Here is a 20,020-nt window from a genome sequence, read left to right on the forward strand (position 1 = left end):
TACAGAAAGAAAAGTGGCGGCGAGGAAAAGATTTCCTCGCCGCCACTGTCGTGTCCGCGGGCTTAGTCGAGATAGTCTCGCAGCACCTGGGAGCGCGAAGGGTGGCGCAGCTTGGACATGGTCTTGGACTCGATCTGGCGAATACGTTCGCGGGTGACACCATAGACTTGGCCGATTTCGTCTAAAGTGCGCGGCATGCCATCGGTGAGGCCGAAGCGCAGACGAACCACGCCCGCCTCACGTTCAGACAGGGTCGTGAGCACGTCCTGCAGCTGGTCTTGCAGCAAGGTGAAGGAGACCGCGTCGACAGCAATGACGGCCTCGGAGTCCTCAATGAAGTCACCCAGCTGGGAGTCACCCTCATCACCGATGGTCTGGTCCAAGGAGATGGGTTCACGAGCGTACTGCTGGATTTCCAGCACCTTTTCCTCGGTGATGTCCATTTCCTTCGCCAGCTCCAGCGGCGTGGGCTCGCGGCCCAAATCCTGCAGCAGCTCTCGCTGGATGCGGCCCAGCTTGTTGATGACCTCGACCATGTGCACAGGAATGCGGATGGTGCGTGCTTGGTCTGCCATCGCGCGGGTAATAGCCTGACGGATCCACCAGGTGGCATACGTGGAGAACTTGTAGCCCTTGGTGTAGTCAAACTTCTCAACAGCGCGGATGAGACCCAAGTTGCCTTCCTGGATGAGATCCAAGAAGGCCATGCCGCGGCCGGTGTAGCGCTTGGCCAAGGACACCACGAGACGCAGGTTTGCCTCGAGAAGGTGGTTCTTCGCCTTGCGGCCATCACGAGCGATGGCACGCATGTCACGCTTTTCCATGGGGGAAAGCTTGGCGGCCTTGTCGCCTTCGGCACGGGCCTTTTCCATCTCATCCATGCGGTACTGAGCGTAGAGGCCAGCCTCGATTCGCTTGGCGAGGGAGACCTCTTGCTCGGCATTGAGCAGGGCGACCTTACCGATTTGCTTCAGGTAGGCGCGGACAGAGTCTGCCGACGCGGTCAGCTCCGCATCTTTGCGGGCTTGGCGCAGGGCTGCGGACTCATCCTCGTCCCAGACCGAGGAACCATCGTCCTCGTCCTCATCAGCGTCGTCGCCCTCGAGGTCATCATCGTCGTCGCCGAACTCGTCTTCATCATCCATCTCGGCGTTGTCCGGATCGAAATCGATATCGGCATCGTCAGTGGTGTCGGCGTCCAACTCGTCGGTCTGATCCTCGGCGAGATCCTCGGAAGACTTGGCAGCTTCAGGCGACGTTGCCTTTGTGGCTGCTGACTTACGCACAGTCTTCTTGGCCGCCTTTTTTGTGGCCTTTTGTGCAGACTTGCGGGTGGTCTTCTTTGTTGCCTTCTTGGCCGTCTTTTTAGCCGTTTTCTTGGCTGTCTTTTTGGCTGTCTTTTTCGCGGTTTTCTTGGCCGTTTTCTTAGCGGTCTTTTTTGCCGTCTTTTTGGCGGTCTTCTGTGCAGGTGCAGATGCCTCGGAGGTGCTCTCGCCCGCGCCGAGTACCTGGTCTGAAGAATCAGTGGCTGCCACGTACGCCCTTTCGACTTGCTCTCTGAGTGGAAACTATGGGGACGCGCAAGTTAGTCGCGACTAGTCCCCGATGCTAGCCCGCCTCCGAGATGAGCAGGGGAGGCGCGCCGCTGGATATTGGATAATCGACAGCCCAGTATAGATCATTTCTTGCACTAGGCGGTGACTGGGGTCAACTCGGAAAAGCTGGCCCCCGGTTGCCTTATGGTCGAATACCTTCTTGTGCTGCCATGGCTGCGCCTACTATACCGGCGCGATTACGAAGCTGAGCTGCAACGACCGGCGTTTCAATGCGGAGGTGCTCTCCCCACTTGTCAAACTTGCGGGAAATTCCTCCGCCGATGACGAAGGCTGAAGGGTTAAACAGGGCCTCATACTCGTGGAGTACGCGGTTGACGCGCTTCGCCCACTGCTTGGTCTTGAGCCCTTCGCGGTCCTTGACGGCTGAAGAAGCTTGGTGCTCCGCCTCCCTCTCGCCAACGATGAGGTGCCCAATCTCCGTATTGGGGAAAAGCTGGCCATCTAGCAGGAAAGCGGAACCAATACCAGTGCCCAAAGTGAGGAAGATGACGGGGCCGGAGCGCGCAATCTCGTCGCCATAAGCCACCTCGGCGAGGCCGGCCGCGTCGGCGTCGTTAAGCACGGTAAAAGGAACGTCGAGGTATGAGCTCAACAATTCCTGTGCATCCGTGCCGATCCAGGATTTATCAATGTTTGCCGCGCTGCGGATTACCTGGTCCTTTACCACCGCTGGCATGGTAATGCCGACGGGACCGTCCCAGTTCTTCTCTTCGATGATCTGGGCAATCACCTTGGCGACGGCGTCCGGCGTTGCGGGCTGGGGAGTAGCAATCTTGAGGCGGTCACCAACGAACTCTCCCGTTGCGAGGTCGACTTCGGCACCCTTGATGCCAGAGCCTCCAACATCGATGCCGAAGGCGTGGCCTTCGTGCTGCGGGCTCGGTTTCGTGTCCTGGTGCTGTGATTCATGGGCGGTCATACCGACAGTCTATGTGGGCCCGCGCGATGATGCGGCATGATCCGAGGGATGAAAAGGGCAGTAGCGGTAGTGCCGTGCGGTTTGCGGTGCGTGACGCGCTTTTTGGGCTGGCGGTAAGCACAGACTGTGATGAAATTCTTGCGGCCCGCTATAGAGCTGGAATCAGCAGGTCACAGGGGTGAAGGAGGAGTAATAGGGGGTAGGATAGTGCAGGGTTTGGTGCCCCCACGGCGGGGCGAGTGTGACACAGAGGCCAGTCTGGTTTAGGATGCCGTCGATAAATACACATACCTATCGATCTGACTCACAGGGGCAAGCATTATGGCCACGGATTATGACGCACCGCGTCGCCGCGCTGAAGACGACCTCGAGGCCGATTCCCTCGAGGGCCTGAAGGCGGCTGAAAGCGATAACAATGGCATGGATGACGATGGAGAAATCGTCGAGGCCTTCGAACCGCCGTCAGTGGACCTGACCGGTGAAGAGCTCAACGTCACCGTCGTTCCGCGCAAAGAAAACGAGTTCACCTGCTCTGTATGTTTCTTGGTGCAGTCCAACAAGCGCCTTGACCATGAAGAGGACGGCGAGCCAATCTGCATGGACTGCGCCTAGTAGGCCAGTTTCACCGAGGCGTGGCTGAGGCCTTAATTCAAGCCTTAATTGCTGCGCCTTGTAGCTGCTGCGGCCTGCTCGGGGACAAAGGCTGCGAGGAGTTTTTCGGGGTTGGTGGATCCGATGAGCCAGTAGGGCGTTGGATCTTCGGGGTCATCGAGGACGAGCATGACGTGTTCGGGTACCCAGCCGTGTGTGACGAGGAAGGCAGCCGGATCGAGCTGTGGACCGAGCGCGTTGCGGCGTGCAGTGGCCGGCACCGCGGTACTGCGGGCGACAACATCGTTCGGCAGCTGCGCGTCCTTGACGGTGAGCCACCGTGTGCCGTCGGCATCCTGTTCCACCTGCACCACCGTGTTGGACCATGTCAGCAGGACCCACGCGGCGATGGCACTGAGCAGGATGGCGGGGACGATGACCCACATGATTCCACGGTTGAGGCTGACTGTGGCGGTGGAGATCGCTACAACAAAGGCCGTCATCAGCCACCAGTACCACGGCACCCATTGGCGCTCACGGTAGAGGATCACTGGGGAAGCGGCTGGTGCCGAGGGGGAAGCAGACGAAGAACTCGAAGTCATGACCTTCGAGTCTAGCCGTCGGGGAAGGGGAGAGCCCAACACGCAGAGTAGGCGCGGCTGCCAGGCTGACGCGGCTTCCAGCCCTGACGGTTGGGGATGGAGGGGACAAGGTAGGCTGGGCCGCGTGAATGAGCAACACCCTCTCGTAGATCCGGTTAGTCCCTTCGGCGACATTCAGGTCAAGCGCCTTGATAAGGAGCTTCCGCTACCACATCGCGCTCACGGCGGCGATGCGGGCGCGGATCTCTACGCTGCTCACGACGTTATTTTGCGGCCCGGCGAGCGCGCTCTTGTCGGTACGGGCATTGCCCTTGCCCTGCCGATGGGCACGGTAGGCTTGGTCCACCCGCGCTCGGGCCTGGCGGCCAAGCACGGCATTTCCGTCGTGAATACACCCGGCACCATTGACGCCGAGTATCGCGGTGAGATTAAAGTATGCCTCATTAATCACGACCCAGAGGAGACCTTTGAGGTCACGCGGGGAATGCGTATCGCGCAGTTGATTGTCCAACGCGTGGAGCTGGTGGGCTTCCAGGAAGTCGAGGAACTTGATGACACCGCTCGTGGCGACGGCGGGTATGGATCAACCGGCGTTAACTAAGTTCAACAAAGCAGACACGGAATGAGGAAGGCTTAAACTATGGCGATGTGGCCCTTTGGAAAAAAGAAGAAGAACTCTGCCGTCCACCAGGAAGAGGCGGCTACCGAGGCCGTGGCCGAGGACACCACCACAGTGAACCCGGCAGCGGAGAACGCAAACGATGGCGCCACTGAGGCCGCTCCCGAGCCAACCACTGGTCTTGTCCGTGAGGATGAAGATGATGCTCAAGCTTCTCTAGCCGTGAAGGCTGTGGCTCACGATGCCATCAACGGCGACATGGGTCCCTACGATGGCGATAATGTCGACATCGCTGAGTTTAACTTTGAGGACTTCTCCGTAGGCCTGTTGGATCTGGGCTCACTGCGCATCCCGCTGCCGAAGGGCTCACAGGTCCAGGTGGAGATGGGCCAGGAAGGCCCGCGCATGCTCCACATTCTCACCCCACACGGCCGCATGACCCCAGTGGCCTTTGCCGCGCCGCGCACGCCGGGGCAGTGGGCGGAGTCTGCGGAGGACATCATCAAAGGCTTGGAAGCCGATGGTTTCGCTGCCCACCCGGAGGATGGCCCGTGGGGTTCTGAGATCGTTGGCAGCAGCGAGAAAGGCGGCATACGCATCATTGGTGTAGAGGGGCCGCGGTGGATGTACCGCCTGACCCTGGCCGCACCTGCCGGCAAGGAAGAGGAATTGGCGCAGCTAGGGCGCGAAGTCGTTGCCCGCACCTTTGTCTACCGCGGTGAGGATCCCATCCTGGCTGGCAGCTCCCTGCCTGTCACGCTTCCGCAGCAGCTGGCTGAGCAAGTTCAGCAGGCGCTGAAGGAACGCCAGCAGCAGGCCGCGCAGGCAGCCAGCGCGGATAGTGCAGCGCCAGCGGACACGGCCACGGAAACAGAAAAGACCGCGGAGTCCCAGGCCCGCGAGCAGTTGCGCGACCTCGAAGACAACGAGAACAAGTAGCGCACTTCAGCCTGCCGGCCAGACCCCTCCGGCACTACCGAAAAGGACCCCTTAAGCACGTGACCAGCCCTACTCCCGAAGAGCGCGAGCCTTACCGCCCCCCGGCGTCTGCGCATGACCCCGATACCACCGAGCGCGCTACTGAACCTGCCCCTGAGCCATCCTCGAATCCTGGCGCCGACATGGCGGCAGGACAAGCGACGGTGTCGCCAGAAGCTGATCCGGAGCCGTCGTTGCTCGACCAGATGGGTGGGCTGACCGGGCTCGTGTCTGCGACCCTGCCCGTGCTGGTTCTCATCCCGGTCAACAACGTCTGGGGGTTGGGGCCGGCGCTTGTTGCGGCACTGGGCGTGGCGCTGGCTATCAGCCTGTGGCGCCTGGCCCGCAAGGAAACCCTGCAACCAGCTTTTTCTGGTCTGCTGGGCGTGGCCATCTGCGCCGGAATCGCGTGGTTTACCGGGGATGCCAAAGGCTATTTCCTCTACGGAATTTGGATGTCGCTCGTGCTGTTCATCGTCGCGATCGTTTCCATTATTCTGCGCTGGCCGCTTGTCGGCGTGGTATGGAAAGGCCTCAACGGTGAGGACATGGGGTGGCGCACAGTGCCACGGGCGCGACGCTCCTATGCCTATGCCACCGCCGGGTGGGCGACGGTGTTCATCGCCCGTTTTGCGGTGCAACGCGCGCTCTACGATGCCGATGCCACCACAACGCTTGGTATCGTCCGCATTCTCATGGGCTGGCCGTTAACGGGTATTGTCACCCTCCTCACTATCTGGATGGTGCGCCGCGCGAATGCCGCCGTGGAGGAAGCACAGGGCGGCGACACTACGTCGCAGGGCGGCGACAACTCTAAGGAGAAGATCCATGACCGCGACTGATCACAACTCCGCGAAAGATCAGAGCGCCGCTGCCGGAAGCCTGAGCAAAGGGCAGTCATTCGACACCACCATCGAACGTATGGGGCACGGCGGTGTCGGAATCGGGGCGGCCCCCGACGGGCGCGTGTGCTTCGTCCCGGGTGCCTTCCCCGGCGACCATGTCACGGTGACTGCGACCAAGGTGAAGAAGTCCTTTGTGGAAGCCGCGCTGAGTTCCGTCGTACAACCTGGGCCCTACCGTGTCGAATCTGCGTGCCCGGCCGCGCAGCGTGGCGCTGGCTGTTGTGACTTCGCTGAGCTCGATCCCGCGGCGGAGCCAGACATCAAGGTGACAGTCTTGCTTGATCAGCTGCGCCGCGTGGCTCACATCGAGGATGCTCCCGACGTCGAGACCATCGATGTGGCACCGCATCGCGGGTGGCGTACGCGGGTGCGGTTGGGCGTCGACAAGCAAGGCCGTGCTGGTCTGCGCAAGCGTGGCTCCACGGAGCTCGTCACCGACGTTGCGTGCAGCCAGCTGATTCCGGGGCTCGTCGACGGCCTAGTGGGGCCTGATGCCCGTACCTTTAATCCAGGTGCAGAGGTAATCGCGGTCATGGATAGCGACGGCAATAGGCACGTCGTGGAAACCCGGAAGGCGCCGCGGGGGCGGCGAATCGAGACCATTCGAGAGGTCATCGAGGCGCCAACTGAGAACGTGGTGCAGCGTGCTGACGGCCACGAGTTCCGCTTCCCGCCCACCGCTTTTTGGCAGGCGCACGTCGGAGCACCGGACGTTTACACCAGCCTTGCACGCGAGTGGCTCGGCGCAGAAGGCCACGGGAACGGCGGTGAACCTGAGGCAGCGGACGAGTCCGCTGTACATGCAGTGGCCTGGGATCTGTATGGCGGCGTTGGCCTGTTCGTTCCCGCGCTCGCAGAGGTCACCGCACCCCAGGGCGGGCACACGACCGTGTATTCCGTCGATTATTCGCCCGCAGCAGCGGCGCCGCAGCCGGGGCTCGCAGGCATTGACGTGCACTTCCGCACCGCCAAGGTGGAGCAGGTGGCCAGCCAGCTTCCGCAGCCGGCGTCGGTGATTTTGGATCCGCCGCGTACCGGTGCTGGCAACGACGTGGTGGCCGCTGTCGCCGCGGCAAAGCCGCAACGCATCCTGCATATCGGTTGCGATCCTGCTACGTTCGCCCGGGACTTGGCTGCTTGGTCGGAGCATGGTTACCGCGCGAAGCGCCTCGCCATGGTGAATGCTTTCCCCGGGACACATCACTTTGAAACCCTGGCACTCCTGGTTCCACTGGCCTAGGGCGCACAGGGGGCGCCGCGGGAGTGGTCGGGCAATGATTGACGCGTCACGCGTGTCAACGGGTACGGTGGTAAAGAAGAAAACGATCGATGAAGGGGTTTAAGGCAAGCTCTATGGGCATTCTGGATTCCATTCACTCACCAGGCGATCTTAAAGCCCTGAGCAAGACGCAACTGGTTGAGCTCGCGGCGGAAATCCGTCAGCGCCTTATTGAGAAGGTGTCCGCTACAGGCGGCCACCTAGGCCCTAACCTGGGCGTCGTGGAGCTCACGGTGGCGATCCATCGGGTCTTCGATTCCCCGCGGGATCCCATCGTCTTCGACACGTCACACCAGTCCTACGTGCATAAAATGCTCACGGGCCGCGCCTCCCAATTCGATACGCTGCGTCAGAAGGGCGGTTTGTCCGGCTACACGGACCGCGCAGAGTCAGAACACGACTGGACCGAATCCTCCCACGCCTCGGCAGCGCTATCCACGGTGGACGGGCTCTCCAAGGCTTTCAAGATTCGGGGTGAATCCCACCGCAATGCCGTGGCGGTCGTGGGCGATGGCGCCCTTACCGGCGGCATGTGCTGGGAAGCCCTCAACAACATTTCTGCCGACAAGGACCGCAACGTTGTCATCATCGTTAATGACAACGGGCGTTCCTATTCGCCGACGATCGGCGGCCTCTCAGAGAACCTGGGGCGCATTCGTGCGCAGCACGGATACGACGAGTTCATGGCGCTGGGCAAGAAGCGCCTCAAGTCCATGGGTTGGGTAGGCGAGCGCACCTTTGATGCATTGCACGCGGTCAAGGAGGGTGTGAAGTCGACCGTCATGCCCACGGAGATGTTCCCGGAGCTGGGCATCAAATACATTGGCCCGATTAACGGCCACGATATTGAGGCAGTTGTGCGGGCGCTGAGCTACGCCCGCGACTATGACGGTCCCATCATCGTGCACACGGTCACCGAGAAGGGGCATGGCTTTGCTCCTGCGGTCAACGAGCCGAAGGACCAGATGCACTCCACCGGCGCCATCGACCCGGTCACCGGTGTATCCAAGGGACAGAAGCAACCGGGGTGGACTGCGGCGTTCTCGGAAGAATTGATCAAGGCCGGCCACGCCCGCGAGGACATCGTCGCCATTACTGCCGCCATGGCTGGGCCGACGGGGCTAACTCCCTTCCAAGAGGAGTTCCCGGAGCGCTTCTTTGATGTCGGCATCGCTGAGCAGCATGCCATGGCTTCTGCATCCGGTCTGGCGCTGGCCGGGATGCACCCGGTGGTGGCGGTGTACTCTACGTTCCTCAACCGTGCGGTGGACCAAGTCATCATGGACATTGCGCTGCTCAAGCTGCCAGTGACCATTGTCCTCGACCGCGCCGGTGTCACGGGCTCTGATGGTGCTTCACACAACGGTGTGTGGGATATGGCGCTCATGAGCATCGTCCCCGGCATGCGCATCGCCGCCCCGCGCGATGGTGCCCGCCTGCGGGAACTCTTTAACGAAGCCATCGCAATCGAGGATGGCCCGACCGTGGTGCGCTTCCCCAAGGGCAACCTCCTTGATGACCGCGACGAACTCAAGCGGCTCGATGACGGGGTAGACATCCTGAGCTATTCCGATGCTGCTGCCGCTACGGAGGAGGCTACTGATGTGCTTATCGTCGCCATCGGTGCCATGAGCGCGCGTTCCCTGGGTGCAGCTGAGCTGCTCGAAGCCCAAGGCTTCAACGTGACCGTCGTGGACCCGCGCTGGCCGGTACCGGTACCGCAATCCATCATCGCGTTGGCGGCCGATCACGATCTCGTGGTGACGGTGGAGGATGGCATCCTGCGGGGCGGTGTGGGGTCCATGGTGGCCGAGGCCCTCGACGCCGCCGATGTGGACACTCCAGTACACAGGCTCGGCGTACCCGGCTGCTTCCCCAAGCATGCCAGCCGTGGAGAAATCCTCGAGGACTTTGGCTTGACCCCGGAAGGCATTGCGAACTCAGTGCGTGAGTGGGTAGCTGCACGCGACGCTGAGGAGTCTGCTAAGAGCGCGGGCGAGTAGGGCGCATCCGGGCTAACCCGCGCTGCAGGAGCGGCGTGGCCAGTTCGACTTGCCAGTCGCGCGCGCCCTGGGAGCGCAGGAAATCGGGGATATCGGCATCTTTTGCGATCTCCCCCGCGACGCCGCCTTCGGGCCCGAACGCTGCCCACACCGCTGTACGTATCAGACTGGGTTTGAGGATCAGCTCGTAGCTCATGCGCAGTTCGTCACCGAGGTCCTCGAAGTCATGGCGGATCTCGCAGTAGAGCTGCCACAGCTCGGGAAAATCCCGGTTAAATACTGATTTGGAGGGCACCGGGCGGGGGCTGCGCAGCGGCTTTGGCCACTCCTGGCGCGGGCTATCCAGCGCAGTCGTGACGGCATCGAGCCAGCGCAACGTAGCCCCACCGCGGCGGCGGGGGAAACCTTTAATCTGATTGATGTCGTGCGGGGTGCGAGGCACGCGGCGCGCTATGTCCACGAGCACGCGGTGCGGCAGCACCCGGTTGGGGGCGATGTCCTGGGAACGTGCGATGGATTCGCGGCGTTGCCACAACTCGCGAGCCACGGCGAGCTGTTCGCGTGTGCGTAGCGAAGACACACCTTTCAGCTCCCGCCACGTTCGAGGCTCAGGGCCGGTAATCCCGGCATGCTCGTCGACGATCCGGTCGAATTCTTCAAAGGCCCAGTCGAGTTTGTCTTCTTCCGCAAGGATGTCTCGCAACGTCACAGCAAGTTCGTTGAGCAGCTCCACGTCGAGCGCCGCGTAGTTGCGCCATGTCCGGGGAATGGGTGTTTGGGACCAATCGGAATCGCCGTAACCCTTTTCCAGTTCGACGTCGAACAGCTCCAGCACCATCGCCCCCAGGTTGGGATGCGCAAAACCGGCGAAGCGGGCGGCAAGCTCGGTATCGAACAGTGTTCCGGGGTGTAGCCCCAGCCAGGCCAGACAGGGAAGATCAGAAGGGGCGGCGTGGACTACCCAGTCCTGGCCGTTGAGCACCGGCGCTAGCGCGGAACTCAGTTCATGCCGACGATTCTCCGGGGCAAACAAAAGCGTGCCTGCGCCTTCCCGGCGAATTTGCACTAGAAAGGCGCGGTCATCGAAGCGGTAGGCCGACGCGCGTTCGGTATCAATGGCGAAGGGTCCAGTCCCCGCGGCCAGGCGCGCGGCACCCGCCTGGAACTCACGGGGAGAAAGCAGGACTTTTGGCGTGCCGTCGACGGGGACCTGGCGCAGTTCGCTCATGTTAGCGTCCGAGCTCGGTGACGCCCTCGGGCGGCAGGCCTGCGACGAGAGAAAGCACCTGTGCAAAAGCCTCGACGTGTGGGGCAAGATCCAGGTCGGCTGCGGTCCAGGACGCGCGCATTTCCAACTGATAGGCGCGCGGCGGGCCACCGATCTCGCCGAAGCGCACCGAAGCAGTCGAGGTGACAGTACCTCCGAGGTTGGTGTGTGTTGCCTCGCGCACGTCGAGGGATTCGGTGAGCCACTCCCAGGCGACGTCGGGAAGCAGCGGGTCCCCGGCTACGGCATCCTCCAAGTCTGCCTGGATGTAGGCCACCAGGCGCATCGCACCTTCCCAGGCTTCCTCAGCGCCTGGGTCGTGCAACAGGATAAGGCGGCCGAAGGCATCACCCTCAGAGTCGGTGGGGATAGCCTCCTCCTGCTCGTGACGCTCAACCTCCAGGCCAATGGCATGGCTGAACGGGGCCAGTCGCTGCGGGGGTCGGATGGTGCCCAAGGTGATTTCTGGGCGCAGCTGCGCAGCGTGGAGGGACTCGACGGCCTCCGTGAAGGCAGCCGGAGTGCTCGGTTCTGCGGGGCGCGATTCGGCGGGAGAGGCGGCGGCGCGATCGTGCAGGTTGGTCGGTGCCCCTGCAAGGTTGCGCGAAGAAACGTCGGAATTGCTCACGGGGATCAAGGTATAAGCTCCGCCCGTGTGGCGGTGGAAGGCGCGCCGAAAGGCTAGTGGCGCGCGAGGGCGTCTCCAACTTATGATGGATAAGAAACTTTGTCGGTTGAAAAAAGGAGAGAGGCATGTCGAAGGTCAACTTCGCCGAGCTCAACAAGGTCCAGCGCTACTCGCAGCACGCGGTGTTCCAGGTCATCCCGGGAGCGCTGGGCACCGAGCGCGAGGAGATCGTCGCGCAGGCGCAGAAGTTCTTCGCGGAGCTCGAGGAAGCAGGCGTGGTTACCGTGCGCGGTATCTACGATCTGTCCGGAATGCGGGAGAGCGCTGACTTCATGATCTGGTGGCACGCTGAGGAATTCGCCGACATCCAGAAGGCCTTCGCGGACTTCCGCCGCGAGACCGTCCTGGGCCAGGTCTCCGAGGTGACGTGGGTAGGAAATGCCTTGCACCGCCCAGCGGAGTTCAACAAGTCCCACCTGCCGTCCTTCATCATGGGCGAGGAGCCCGGTGAGTGGATTTCCGTCTACCCCTTCGTGCGCTCTTACGACTGGTACACCATGGACGAGGAAAAGCGCCGCCGCATCCTCATGGAGCACGGCATGCAGGCGCGTGATTATCCGGACGTTCGCGCGAACACCGTGCCGGCCTTCGCGCTGGGTGACTACGAGTGGATCCTGGCCTTTGAGGCCCCGGAGCTGCACCGCATCGTGGATCTGATGTACCTCATGCGCTACACCGAGGCGCGCCACCACGTGCGCGAGGAGATTCCCTTCCACACCGGTCGCCGCGTGAAGGATGTGGCTGAGCTCATCGCGATTTTGCCTTAAAGGGTCGTTATAGCGCCGGAAGCCGGTTGAGGGTTTAGTCCTCGACCGGCTTTTCTTCTAGGCTGAGGCAGATGGAATTGATGCAGTAGCGCAGGTCCGTCGGCGTATCGTATCCCTCGCCTTCGAAGACGTGGCCTAGGTGGGACTCGCAGTTGGCGCACAGCACTTCAATGCGGCGCATGCCCAGTGAATTGTCCTCGCGCTCAATGACGGCGTTGCCAGCCAAAGGGGAGAAGAAGGACGGCCATCCGCAGTGCGATTCAAACTTTTCCGTGGAGCGGAAGAGCTCGGCGCCGCAGGCTCGGCAGGAGTACACGCCTTCGGTGGTGGTGTTGGTGTATTCGCCGACGTGCGGTGCCTCGGTGCCGGCCTCACGCAGGACGTGGTACTCCTCAGGACTCAGGCGCTGGCGCCATTCGGTATCGGCAATGAGCTTGAAATCAGTCATGCGGGAATCTTATCGCTCGACTGAGCTTGCCGACTAGCCCCTCGTTCCGCGCTCCACCAGCCGGCCACGGAGGCAGCGGTCACGACGATGAGCAGGCCCCACCCGATGGTGGCGATGAACACGCTCATCCAGTGCGCGGCGGTGGGCATGCTGGACGACGTCCACTCGAGCGGCGCCAAGAATAAAAATGCGGCCAACCATGCTCCCCACGTGTGGAAGACCGAGCGGCCCAGCACCACCGTAAACAGCATTGGGATAAGCCACATGGAGTAGTATTGCTGTCCCAAGGAGGAAAGGAAGAAGATCCCGACCATGATGGCACCACTTGTGCTCAGCGCCCAGAAGGTCGGCTCGCTGTCGCGCCAGCGCAGCAGACCGAGGATCGCCACTGCGGCTAGCGCCGCGAAAAGGATCCAGATGGGGTAGTAGATGACGCCGGGGAGATCGAAGTAAGCGCGCACGCCCGGCCATGAGGCGTTGGCGTAGTCGCGCGTGGTGGACAGGTAAGGAAGAAGGTTGGCGCGGAAGCCTTCCGCGCCCGGAACGAACGGCCAAGCTGCAAGGTTGGCTACCAGCGGTACAGCTACACCCAGACCTAAGGTGAGCCAGCGCTTGCGCACCAGTGCGAGGAAGAGTAGCGGGGCAAACTGCGGCTTGACCAAGATTGCCAGCCCGATGCAGAGTCCAGCGGCCCATCCGTGTTTATCCAACAAAGCTAGGAACGCCACCATCGCGAGTAGCAACAAACCGTTGATGTTGGTAAAGACCAACGTGTTGATGACTGTTTCGGTAGCGAAGGCTGCGGCGATGCTGACCGGCCACAGTGGGCCCCGCAGGCTGTGGCCTACGAAGCGGGTCAACACGGCTAGCGCAGCGACGATGGCGGCGGCGTTGGCCAGAATGAAGGCGATGCGCGCGTGTTCTTCGGAGATAAGCCCCAAGGGGGACAGAAAGACGGTGGCCCCAGGGTTATAGAGATAAAGCGGTTCGACGAAGGAATAGTTCTGTTCATAGACCGGGTTGCCTTCCCACAACCTCCGGATCGCGCGGTAGACGGTGCCGAAGTCATCAGTCACCGAGCCGTTAACAGCGAGCACGAACACGCGGTGAAGGACTAAGACGATGGCGGCGGGCCAGGCGGCGGCCGTCCACAGTCGCGCGGAAGCTGGGGATGAGGGAGCCGGAGAAGTCACGGCAGCAAAGTTTACGGGGTTTGTGCGCGCCGGTAGCGCAGAAACACCGTGCTGTCGACGGTGTCGACGTTCTCCAGCTCGAGCTTGAGTGCGGGGGAGGTGGCCTCGCCGTCGACGATGGGCTTTTCGACGGAAGGGGAAAGGTGCGGATCAAGCGTCAAATAAAGCTGGTCCACGAGGCCTTCTGCGATAAAGGCGGAATAAACGGATGGGCCACCTTCGCAGCTGATGCGGCGCGCGCCTAGAGCGCGAAGAGCTGAAACAGCCTCGCTCATGGTGCCAGTCCCCGTGCTGATAACTTCGGCACCGGCGTCGGCTAAGTGCCGTGCCTCGGGTGAAGACGCGCGCTCTGCGGGGGTAAGCACGAGGGGGCCAGCTGCAATGAAATCCCCGAAACCGGCAAAATCGAGGGAGCGGCTAAGCACGGCGAGGCGCGTGCTTGTCGACGGCCCGTATTCCTCCGCCTTCACCGTTGCAGAGCCGACGACGGCAATATCGGCCCATTCCCGCAGTGCGGCGAAGAGTTCACCGTCGGTGGTGTCGCCCATTGGCCCTGAGGTTCCATCGATGGTGGCGGAGCCGTGGAGCGTACTCACCGTAATCAAGCGGATTCCTTCTCGGTCTGGCCCCAGTAGGCGTTCTATCAGCGCAGTGTCACTCATGGCGCCCCACGGTACCGCAAAGGGTGGCTACTGCCTGGGGAGGTGGATCTCATGCCATTAGGCGCGCTGGAGCCGCCAAGCGCTGAAGCGCAGCGCGCAGGCTCCCCAATGAAGCAATAAGAGCACCAAGAGAACGAAGGACAACCGGTGCCAGCCTTCATCCCATGAACCTAGGCACAGTGTTCCGACCGGGAAGGTCGAGCCCCACCAGCCGGGGCTGTAGGGAGTCCACTCGAAGACCGCTCGGTAGAAGCAGTACATTGCGAATGCGACGCAGGGTGCTCCAATGATGAACATGATGATGCCGTAGAGGTGGGCGTCAAAAAGCAGTGTCGAGGCCGCCGTTGACTGTCCAACCACGCCGAGCGGGATCCACGCTGTCCCTGCAGCTGCCCCGCGCGGCCTATCTCGGCGTTGTGCAAGGGAGCAGTAACAGTAGGCGAAGAGTGGAATTGCCGTGATGAACGTGAGGAAGAAGCATAACTCGCCGGCAAAGTGGTAGAACTGCCCGTGGTTGATAGCCAACTGACCTGCGGAGGTCGCCGCCACCATGGGAGAAACAAGTGCCAGGCCCCAAGGAAAAGCGGGCTTGTCGTAGAGGTGCGGCTGTTTGAACAACCCCCATAGCTGCCACAAACAGACCACCACCGATAGCGGTGCACCAATCCACCAACTTGCCAACTGGAAGGCATCGCTTCCGGTAAGCGCGGTCCATGCCGAGCCGCACGCCAGCAGCCCCATCGTGTACATGCCCCACGCCGCCATGTTCTGGTGCCGGGGAGGCTCATTCTTCGTCCCCGCGGTAACAATCACCAGCAGCACCGCTGCGATAAAAGCGAAGACGAACTGCGCTACGCCTAAACCATGCAACCCCGACAAAGTCGATGCAATCGAGGTACCCATCAAGGCACCGGCCCAGGCCGGGCCGCACTTTGGCAACCGCATAAAATCACCCTATTCCTGCACTTGTTGCTATCGAACCCTTATGGAGCAATCGGATAAGTGTGCGAGGGGGACAGGTTCAATGTCATGCAGTCTTGTGTAACCGTGCCGTGTCCCCAACGCGTCGAGGTTTTCGTCTAGCCCTTGTGGCCAAGATGAGGCACAATGAGAAAACGCCCCCGCGAGAAACCATTAATGTAGATTTATAATCCACATAGTATCCACGCGAAGGCTTGTGCCACATGCTGCAGGTCTCTGACCTGCAGTTATGATGGTGGTTCTAGCTGGGATTGAACCAGCGACCTTTCCGGTGTGAACGGAACGCTCTCCCACTGAGCTATAGAACCTCGGTGCAGCACTTAAGGTACACCGCGCGTGTAGTAACCCCCTAATCGTCCAGCTCAAACGCGCTTTAAGCTGTATGTGTGGGCGCTGGCTGTCGTGGTGGAATCGGTAGGGGGTCTCTTGTTGTCATCGCCGCCGCTCGCTGTAACTGCAGTCTCAATCACACTGATGTAATCCGCAGGCTTTGGGGAGTCTGGGGATTAGTGCCGTGGGCTGCGGATTTGGAAACTACGGCGGCGCACGATAAAGTTTCTTCTCGCACCACGGCATACCGGCCGGGAACGTGCAATGCGGATGTAGCGCAGTTGGTAGCGCATCACCTTGCCAAGGTGAGGGTCGCGAGTTCGAGTCTCGTCATCCGCTCCAAGACTTTCTTGACGCCAAACTTTTTGGCATAAGTGAGTGGAGGGTCTTGATAAATACATATGCGCGATTAGCTCAGTGGGAGAGCGCTTCCCTGACACGGAAGAGGTCACTGGTTCAATCCCAGTATCGCGCACAAGGACTTTGTCCTAGAAACCGGGCCTGGTTTCGAATGCGGATGTAGCGCAGTTGGTAGCGCATCACCTTGCCAAGGTGAGGGTCGCGAGTTCGAGTCTCGTCATCCGCTCCAGCACATGTAGTGTGTGAGGCGGTATCGCCACGGTGGAATGGCCGAGTGGTGAGGCAACGGTCTGCAAAACCGTGCACACGGGTTCGATTCCCGTTTCCACCTCAAATGCTGGCGCCCAAACAGGGCGCTGCGAGCGCGTTTAGCTCAGCGGGAGAGCGCTTCCCTGACACGGAAGAGGTCACTGGTTCAATCCCAGTATCGCGCACAGGGTTTCCATTTGGAGCCCGCGACGAGCGAGAGCTCGTCACGCGGATGTAGCGCAGTTGGTAGCGCATCACCTTGCCAAGGTGAGGGTCGCGAGTTCGAGTCTCGTCATCCGCTCCGGCGAAAGTGTCCCTCCACTATGGAGGGGCACTTTTTTAATTTCTTCGCCCTTGCGTTTGGGGGTAAGGGTTTGCCTGGGTTTGGGGTGATTCACGGTAGATAGTGGCACAAAATCGCAGATTTTTGAGGCCTTGTTTACCGTGAGCGCTCGGGTTGGATAAGTTTGCCCGGGAGGTTGCCTGGGAGATGTGCAGGTTTGAGGCGGGCGTGTTGGAAGGGGACTTTTCCCCGTCGGTGGCCGAGCTTTTCGCCAGCCATTTATGATGTTTCTCACAGACTTGTCATCTCAAAGAAATGGACATCATGAGAGCCTTCTCCCCGTCATCATCGTCCCTTCAAAGCGCACTACGCAGCGCTTTTATCATTCTCGCCGTAATGCTTCTGGCACTTCTCAGTGCGATGGCCGTGCCAGCGTTTGCACAGAATCCCACGGGCGTCACGCGCAGTGAAGAGCCTGGGTCCGCTCCCACGGCTGACTCCGAGTCTGCACCGAGTGGAGATTCAGCAGAGGCACAGAGCGGTGCGACGATGCTTGTGCTCGACTCTTCGGGCTCTATGAATGTCCAGGATGCTGGCGGGCAGACCCGCCTGGACGCAGCTAAGGACGCAACGAAGAACTTCGTCTCCGAACTCGGCGGCACCAGCCCGTTGGGACTCGTCACGTATGGTGGCACGGTCGACGAAGCCCCTGAGAATCAGGAAGCCGGATGCCGTGATATCCACGTGGTGAGTGGGCCTAAGGAGGACGTGGGGGATTCTTTCACTGGGCCAATCGATGACCTTCAAGCTAAGGGCTATACCCCGATTGGTGATTCCCTGAAGAAGGCCGCCGAAGAGCTAGGCGGTCAGCACGGGACGATCGTCTTGGTATCGGACGGCATTGATACCTGTGCGCCGCCGCCAGTATGTGAAGTAGCCAAGGAACTCCACGACCAAGGTATCGACCTTGTCATCAACACCATCGGCTTCAATGTCGACGAGGAAGCTCGCAAGGAGCTTTCCTGCATCGCAGATGCCGCCGGCGGCGAGTATCTCGACGCCGGGGACGCAGATTCACTGGCAGCGATGATTAAGAAGGCAGCAGGGCGAGCCGCAGACATTTACCAATCCGATGTCGAACAGATTGAAGGCAGCGAAGACATCAGCCAACCAACGCCGCTTCCACGCTGGGAGTCTGGCGAGGACTTCATCTTCCATGCTGAGTTGGATGCCCCGCCGAACGGCGGCAAGGAGTCACGTACCGATTTCCATGCTGAGTCATGGTCTATCCCCGTCAAGCCGGGTGAGCGCTATGTGGCGACGATGTACAAGACACTCGAAGGTGTAGTGGGAACACCGAACCGCCTGTATTTGAAGACGTTTTTCGGCGATGGTACGGAACCGCCAACGGGTACGCATGGTGGCGATGAAGGTTCAGATGATTGCACAGCTGACTGGGACAGTGCGAACACCGGCACTGTATCTGAGGCCTTGCCAAACACTAGCGCGTATACCTACGAAATCGGTTCCAAGAATTGCCAGGGCGACTTGGTCTTGACCGCGATGCGCGCAGGACAGTACAAGGCCGATGAACCATTAGACGTGGAGATCCTGCTTCACCGTGTTGACCCAGTATCCAACATCGACGAGCTTGTAAGTGGTCTTAGCAGCGAGCTGGACGGCGAACTCCATGCCAACGCCAACGGTGCCGACCAGATGGCTCCCGGAAACTGGTTTGACAGTGCTGCGGAGCTTCACAGCGGCCAGACCATCGAAACTGACATTGTTCAGGGCGAAGCGCACGTTTACAAGGTCCCAATGAAGGAAGGTCAGCAGCTGGCTGCCGCAATCAAAGCTGGAGAGGTTTCGGACAAGCAGGCTCTCCAGTACTCAGGCCTTGACGTGACTATCCTCAATCCGGTCCGAGAGAAAGCTGGGGAGCATGAAGTTTTGATCTGGCCTGATGAGGGGGATGAGGGATCGGCTTCGGCAGCAAGCCCTATCGCTTTCACCAACCGCTTCAGCTCCGATGCGGCATCCTCTTATGGCAACGCGAACTGGTTGGAGGGTGACTACTACATCGTGGTGACGCTGGATGCAGGTAAGGGGAATGACCTAGGGGAGAGCGAAGGAAATCTCACTGACAAGCGTGCCACCATGAAGTATTACCTCACGTCCAAGGTGTTGGGGGATCCAATCCAAGGGCCCATCTATGAGCCTGTCAAGGACAAGACTGAGGCACCGAAGAGTGATGGTGACGAAGGAAATGTGGACCAAGCAGCAAGCGCCGACGAGGATAAAGGCTTGGGTCTTGGCACCCTAGGATTTCTCTTGGCCGCAGCCTTGGGCATCATTGCGCTTGCCGTCATCATCTTGGTGGTCATCCTTCTTCGCGGGCGTAGACACTAGTGCTACCTGCGGGAACTGCGGCAGAATCCACGCTTGCGTAGGCATAGGGAACTTTTCTGTCGCGTGCAACGACTACTTGATAACCCCACGCACTCCACGTGGGGTTAAGGATTGGCTAGGAGATCCCTCCCAGCGATAGGATGAGGGAACCTTCAATCAAAAGTTTCATCACGCCATCAAGGAGTCATCCAAGAAATGCAGTTGCGTCAGGTCACCACAGTAGTCGCCGCTGGGGCCGTGAGCCTCGTGATTGGGCTGTCCGCGCCACTAGCCGCGGCACATGACTCAGTCATTGGCGGCAACGTGGTGGGTGACGCACCGCTGGAAGAATTCCCCCGTGAAATCACGCTGGAGTTCTCTGGCATTCCTCGGGATGACTTCAACACTTTCGCCGTGAGCGACACAACCTCCGGCGACGTGCTCTTTGATGCCACACCCACCATTGACGGACGAAACCTCACCATTGAGGTTCCCCAGGACATCGAACCTGGTGACGGCGAATACCAAGTAGGTTTTCGCATTACCTCCTCCGATGGTCACTCCACACTCGGCTCGGTGCCGTTCAGCGTAGCTTCCGGTGCTGCCGGAGGGGAGGCAGGCAATGGGTCGTCTGGAGCCTCTGGCCAAAGTGACGCGGATGCTGCCGCGGAAGACGGCGGTGCAGAGGACTCCCAGGACCCCCTGAGCTCCCTGCCCGCAGCTGCTAAATGGATCATTGGTATCGGGGCAGTTCTCGTCGTCGGTGCGGCAGTCTTCGCCTTCGGGGCGAAAACACGTCGCTCCGATGGCGCAGGCTAGGCCACACAGGGCCTCGATGACGCGCGAGCCAATCCACCTCATCCCCTTCAGGTAATTACTCCAGAAAGGCATG

General features: G+C 60.7%; 18 protein-coding genes and 7 tRNA genes. 15 read left to right on the forward strand and 10 right to left on the reverse strand.

What is annotated here, in order from left to right; genetic code table 11:
- Window positions 1-62: 62 nt before the first annotated feature.
- Together HMPREF2807_RS11770 and ppgK are read right to left on the reverse strand one after the other, a co-directional pair.
- Window positions 63-1,535, reverse strand: a complete 1,473-nt coding sequence (locus HMPREF2807_RS11770; RefSeq protein ID WP_070513148.1) for an RNA polymerase sigma factor — start codon at window positions 1,533-1,535, stop codon at window positions 63-65.
- A 202-nt stretch (window positions 1,536-1,737) separates the two neighbouring features.
- Window positions 1,738-2,535, reverse strand: coding sequence for a polyphosphate--glucose phosphotransferase (gene ppgK, locus HMPREF2807_RS11775; RefSeq protein ID WP_070513151.1), 798 nt, complete (start codon window positions 2,533-2,535; stop codon window positions 1,738-1,740).
- 321 nt (window positions 2,536-2,856) lie between these two features.
- Between ppgK and HMPREF2807_RS11780 the strand changes: the two genes are divergently transcribed.
- Entirely contained in the window at window positions 2,857-3,147 is a 291-nt protein-coding gene (locus HMPREF2807_RS11780) for a DUF4193 domain-containing protein (protein WP_070513154.1), read from the forward strand.
- Between the two features lie 44 nt (window positions 3,148-3,191).
- Here HMPREF2807_RS11780 and HMPREF2807_RS11785 read toward each other — a convergent pair whose 3' ends face one another.
- Complete coding sequence (locus HMPREF2807_RS11785; RefSeq protein WP_070513157.1) at window positions 3,192-3,728, reverse strand: DUF3093 domain-containing protein; 537 nt, start codon at window positions 3,726-3,728, stop codon at window positions 3,192-3,194.
- A 124-nt stretch (window positions 3,729-3,852) separates the two neighbouring features.
- Here HMPREF2807_RS11785 and dut point away from each other — a divergent pair, with 124 nt between their 5' ends.
- The 5 genes from dut (at window position 3,853) to dxs (ending at window position 9,512) form a co-directional block, all read left to right on the forward strand.
- Complete coding sequence (gene dut / locus HMPREF2807_RS11790) at window positions 3,853-4,329, forward strand: dUTP diphosphatase (protein ID WP_046648177.1); 477 nt, start codon at window positions 3,853-3,855, stop codon at window positions 4,327-4,329.
- Between the two features lie 39 nt (window positions 4,330-4,368).
- Window positions 4,369-5,286: a DUF3710 domain-containing protein gene (locus HMPREF2807_RS11795; protein ID WP_070513160.1), complete on the forward strand. Its 918-nt coding sequence runs from the start codon at window positions 4,369-4,371 to the stop codon at window positions 5,284-5,286.
- 182 nt (window positions 5,287-5,468) lie between these two features.
- On the forward strand, window positions 5,469-6,167 hold the full coding sequence (locus tag HMPREF2807_RS11800) for a DUF3159 domain-containing protein (protein WP_070513318.1): 699 nt from the start codon (window positions 5,469-5,471) through the stop codon (window positions 6,165-6,167).
- Window positions 6,154-7,470 (forward strand): class I SAM-dependent RNA methyltransferase, encoded by a 1,317-nt coding sequence (locus HMPREF2807_RS11805; RefSeq protein ID WP_070513163.1) that lies wholly within the window; start codon window positions 6,154-6,156, stop codon window positions 7,468-7,470. The genes HMPREF2807_RS11800 and HMPREF2807_RS11805 overlap by 14 nt, the downstream gene beginning before the upstream one ends.
- A gap of 113 nt (window positions 7,471-7,583) precedes the next feature.
- Entirely contained in the window at window positions 7,584-9,512 is a 1,929-nt protein-coding gene (dxs, locus tag HMPREF2807_RS11810; protein ID WP_070513166.1) for a 1-deoxy-D-xylulose-5-phosphate synthase, read from the forward strand.
- On the opposite strand, the gene HMPREF2807_RS11815 is transcribed toward dxs, so the two are convergent.
- Window positions 9,493-10,740: an HRDC domain-containing protein gene (locus HMPREF2807_RS11815; protein ID WP_070513170.1), complete on the reverse strand. Its 1,248-nt coding sequence runs from the start codon at window positions 10,738-10,740 to the stop codon at window positions 9,493-9,495. The two genes, dxs and HMPREF2807_RS11815, sit on opposite strands and share 20 nt — an antisense overlap.
- Before the next feature lies 1 nt (window position 10,741).
- Complete coding sequence (locus tag HMPREF2807_RS11820; RefSeq protein WP_175973075.1) at window positions 10,742-11,407, reverse strand: DUF3000 domain-containing protein; 666 nt, start codon at window positions 11,405-11,407, stop codon at window positions 10,742-10,744.
- A 125-nt stretch (window positions 11,408-11,532) separates the two neighbouring features.
- Here HMPREF2807_RS11820 and hemQ point away from each other — a divergent pair, with 125 nt between their 5' ends.
- Window positions 11,533-12,234 carry a hydrogen peroxide-dependent heme synthase gene (hemQ, locus tag HMPREF2807_RS11825; protein WP_070513174.1) on the forward strand — a complete coding sequence of 234 codons (702 nt, stop codon included), beginning with the start codon at window positions 11,533-11,535 and terminating at the stop codon, window positions 12,232-12,234.
- Between the two features lie 34 nt (window positions 12,235-12,268).
- Here hemQ and msrB read toward each other — a convergent pair whose 3' ends face one another.
- From msrB to HMPREF2807_RS11850, 5 genes are all read right to left on the reverse strand, one after another.
- Window positions 12,269-12,682 carry a peptide-methionine (R)-S-oxide reductase MsrB gene (gene msrB, locus HMPREF2807_RS11830; protein ID WP_070513178.1) on the reverse strand — a complete coding sequence of 138 codons (414 nt, stop codon included), beginning with the start codon at window positions 12,680-12,682 and terminating at the stop codon, window positions 12,269-12,271.
- Window positions 12,679-13,875 carry a glycosyltransferase family 87 protein gene (locus tag HMPREF2807_RS11835; protein WP_070513181.1) on the reverse strand — a complete coding sequence of 399 codons (1,197 nt, stop codon included), beginning with the start codon at window positions 13,873-13,875 and terminating at the stop codon, window positions 12,679-12,681. Before HMPREF2807_RS11835 ends, msrB begins: the two co-directional genes overlap by 4 nt.
- Window positions 13,876-13,886: 11 nt before the next feature.
- Window positions 13,887-14,537 (reverse strand): dihydrofolate reductase family protein, encoded by a 651-nt coding sequence (locus HMPREF2807_RS11840; protein ID WP_070513184.1) that lies wholly within the window; start codon window positions 14,535-14,537, stop codon window positions 13,887-13,889.
- A gap of 57 nt (window positions 14,538-14,594) precedes the next feature.
- The gene (locus tag HMPREF2807_RS11845) at window positions 14,595-15,482 is read right to left on the reverse strand and encodes a TDT family transporter (protein WP_070513187.1); all 888 of its coding nucleotides are present in this window, start codon (window positions 15,480-15,482) and stop codon (window positions 14,595-14,597) included.
- Window positions 15,483-15,751: 269 nt separating this feature from the next.
- Window positions 15,752-15,826: transfer RNA gene (locus HMPREF2807_RS11850), tRNA-Val, on the reverse strand.
- A 288-nt stretch (window positions 15,827-16,114) separates the two neighbouring features.
- Here HMPREF2807_RS11850 and HMPREF2807_RS11855 point away from each other — a divergent pair.
- The 8 genes from HMPREF2807_RS11855 (at window position 16,115) to HMPREF2807_RS11890 (ending at window position 19,947) form a co-directional block, all read left to right on the forward strand.
- Window positions 16,115-16,190, forward strand: a tRNA-Gly gene (locus HMPREF2807_RS11855).
- 61 nt (window positions 16,191-16,251) lie between these two features.
- A tRNA-Val gene (locus HMPREF2807_RS11860) sits at window positions 16,252-16,323 on the forward strand.
- 38 nt (window positions 16,324-16,361) lie between these two features.
- Window positions 16,362-16,437 (forward strand) — tRNA-Gly (locus tag HMPREF2807_RS11865).
- A gap of 31 nt (window positions 16,438-16,468) precedes the next feature.
- Window positions 16,469-16,539, forward strand: a tRNA-Cys gene (locus tag HMPREF2807_RS11870).
- Between the two features lie 31 nt (window positions 16,540-16,570).
- Window positions 16,571-16,642 (forward strand) — tRNA-Val (locus HMPREF2807_RS11875).
- Window positions 16,643-16,685: 43 nt separating this feature from the next.
- Window positions 16,686-16,758, forward strand: a tRNA-Gly gene (locus tag HMPREF2807_RS11880).
- A gap of 378 nt (window positions 16,759-17,136) precedes the next feature.
- Entirely contained in the window at window positions 17,137-19,149 is a 2,013-nt protein-coding gene (locus tag HMPREF2807_RS11885; protein ID WP_232751678.1) for a vWA domain-containing protein, read from the forward strand.
- Window positions 19,150-19,344: 195 nt separating this feature from the next.
- Window positions 19,345-19,947 carry a copper resistance CopC family protein gene (locus tag HMPREF2807_RS11890; RefSeq protein WP_046648167.1) on the forward strand — a complete coding sequence of 201 codons (603 nt, stop codon included), beginning with the start codon at window positions 19,345-19,347 and terminating at the stop codon, window positions 19,945-19,947.
- Window positions 19,948-20,020 lie beyond the last annotated feature (73 nt).

Origin of the sequence: Corynebacterium sp. HMSC074A09, from assembly GCF_001811545.1 — a bacterium.
Taxonomy (GTDB): Bacteria; Actinomycetota; Actinomycetes; order Mycobacteriales; family Mycobacteriaceae; genus Corynebacterium; species Corynebacterium hiratae.

Bases quoted from the DNA above. Each gene is read 5' to 3' on its own strand.
- hemQ (WP_070513174.1), top strand. From the start codon at position 11,533: ATGTCGAAGGTCAACTTCGCCGAGCTCAACAAGGTCCAGCGCTACTCG.
- HMPREF2807_RS11815 (WP_070513170.1), bottom strand. From the start codon at position 10,740: ATGAGCGAACTGCGCCAGGTCCCCGTCGACGGCACGCCAAAAGTCCTG.
- HMPREF2807_RS11845 (WP_070513187.1), bottom strand. From the start codon at position 15,482: ATGCGGTTGCCAAAGTGCGGCCCGGCCTGGGCCGGTGCCTTGATGGGT.
- HMPREF2807_RS11805 (WP_070513163.1), top strand. From the start codon at position 6,154: ATGACCGCGACTGATCACAACTCCGCGAAAGATCAGAGCGCCGCTGCC.
- HMPREF2807_RS11800 (WP_070513318.1), top strand. From the start codon at position 5,469: ATGGCGGCAGGACAAGCGACGGTGTCGCCAGAAGCTGATCCGGAGCCG.
- HMPREF2807_RS11780 (WP_070513154.1), top strand. From the start codon at position 2,857: ATGGCCACGGATTATGACGCACCGCGTCGCCGCGCTGAAGACGACCTC.
- HMPREF2807_RS11885 (WP_232751678.1), top strand. From the start codon at position 17,137: ATGCTTCTGGCACTTCTCAGTGCGATGGCCGTGCCAGCGTTTGCACAG.
- HMPREF2807_RS11785 (WP_070513157.1), bottom strand. From the start codon at position 3,728: ATGACTTCGAGTTCTTCGTCTGCTTCCCCCTCGGCACCAGCCGCTTCC.
- HMPREF2807_RS11795 (WP_070513160.1), top strand. From the start codon at position 4,369: ATGGCGATGTGGCCCTTTGGAAAAAAGAAGAAGAACTCTGCCGTCCAC.
- HMPREF2807_RS11890 (WP_046648167.1), top strand. From the start codon at position 19,345: ATGCAGTTGCGTCAGGTCACCACAGTAGTCGCCGCTGGGGCCGTGAGC.
- ppgK (WP_070513151.1), bottom strand. From the start codon at position 2,535: ATGACCGCCCATGAATCACAGCACCAGGACACGAAACCGAGCCCGCAG.
- dxs (WP_070513166.1), top strand. From the start codon at position 7,584: ATGGGCATTCTGGATTCCATTCACTCACCAGGCGATCTTAAAGCCCTG.
- msrB (WP_070513178.1), bottom strand. From the start codon at position 12,682: ATGACTGATTTCAAGCTCATTGCCGATACCGAATGGCGCCAGCGCCTG.
- HMPREF2807_RS11840 (WP_070513184.1), bottom strand. From the start codon at position 14,537: ATGAGTGACACTGCGCTGATAGAACGCCTACTGGGGCCAGACCGAGAA.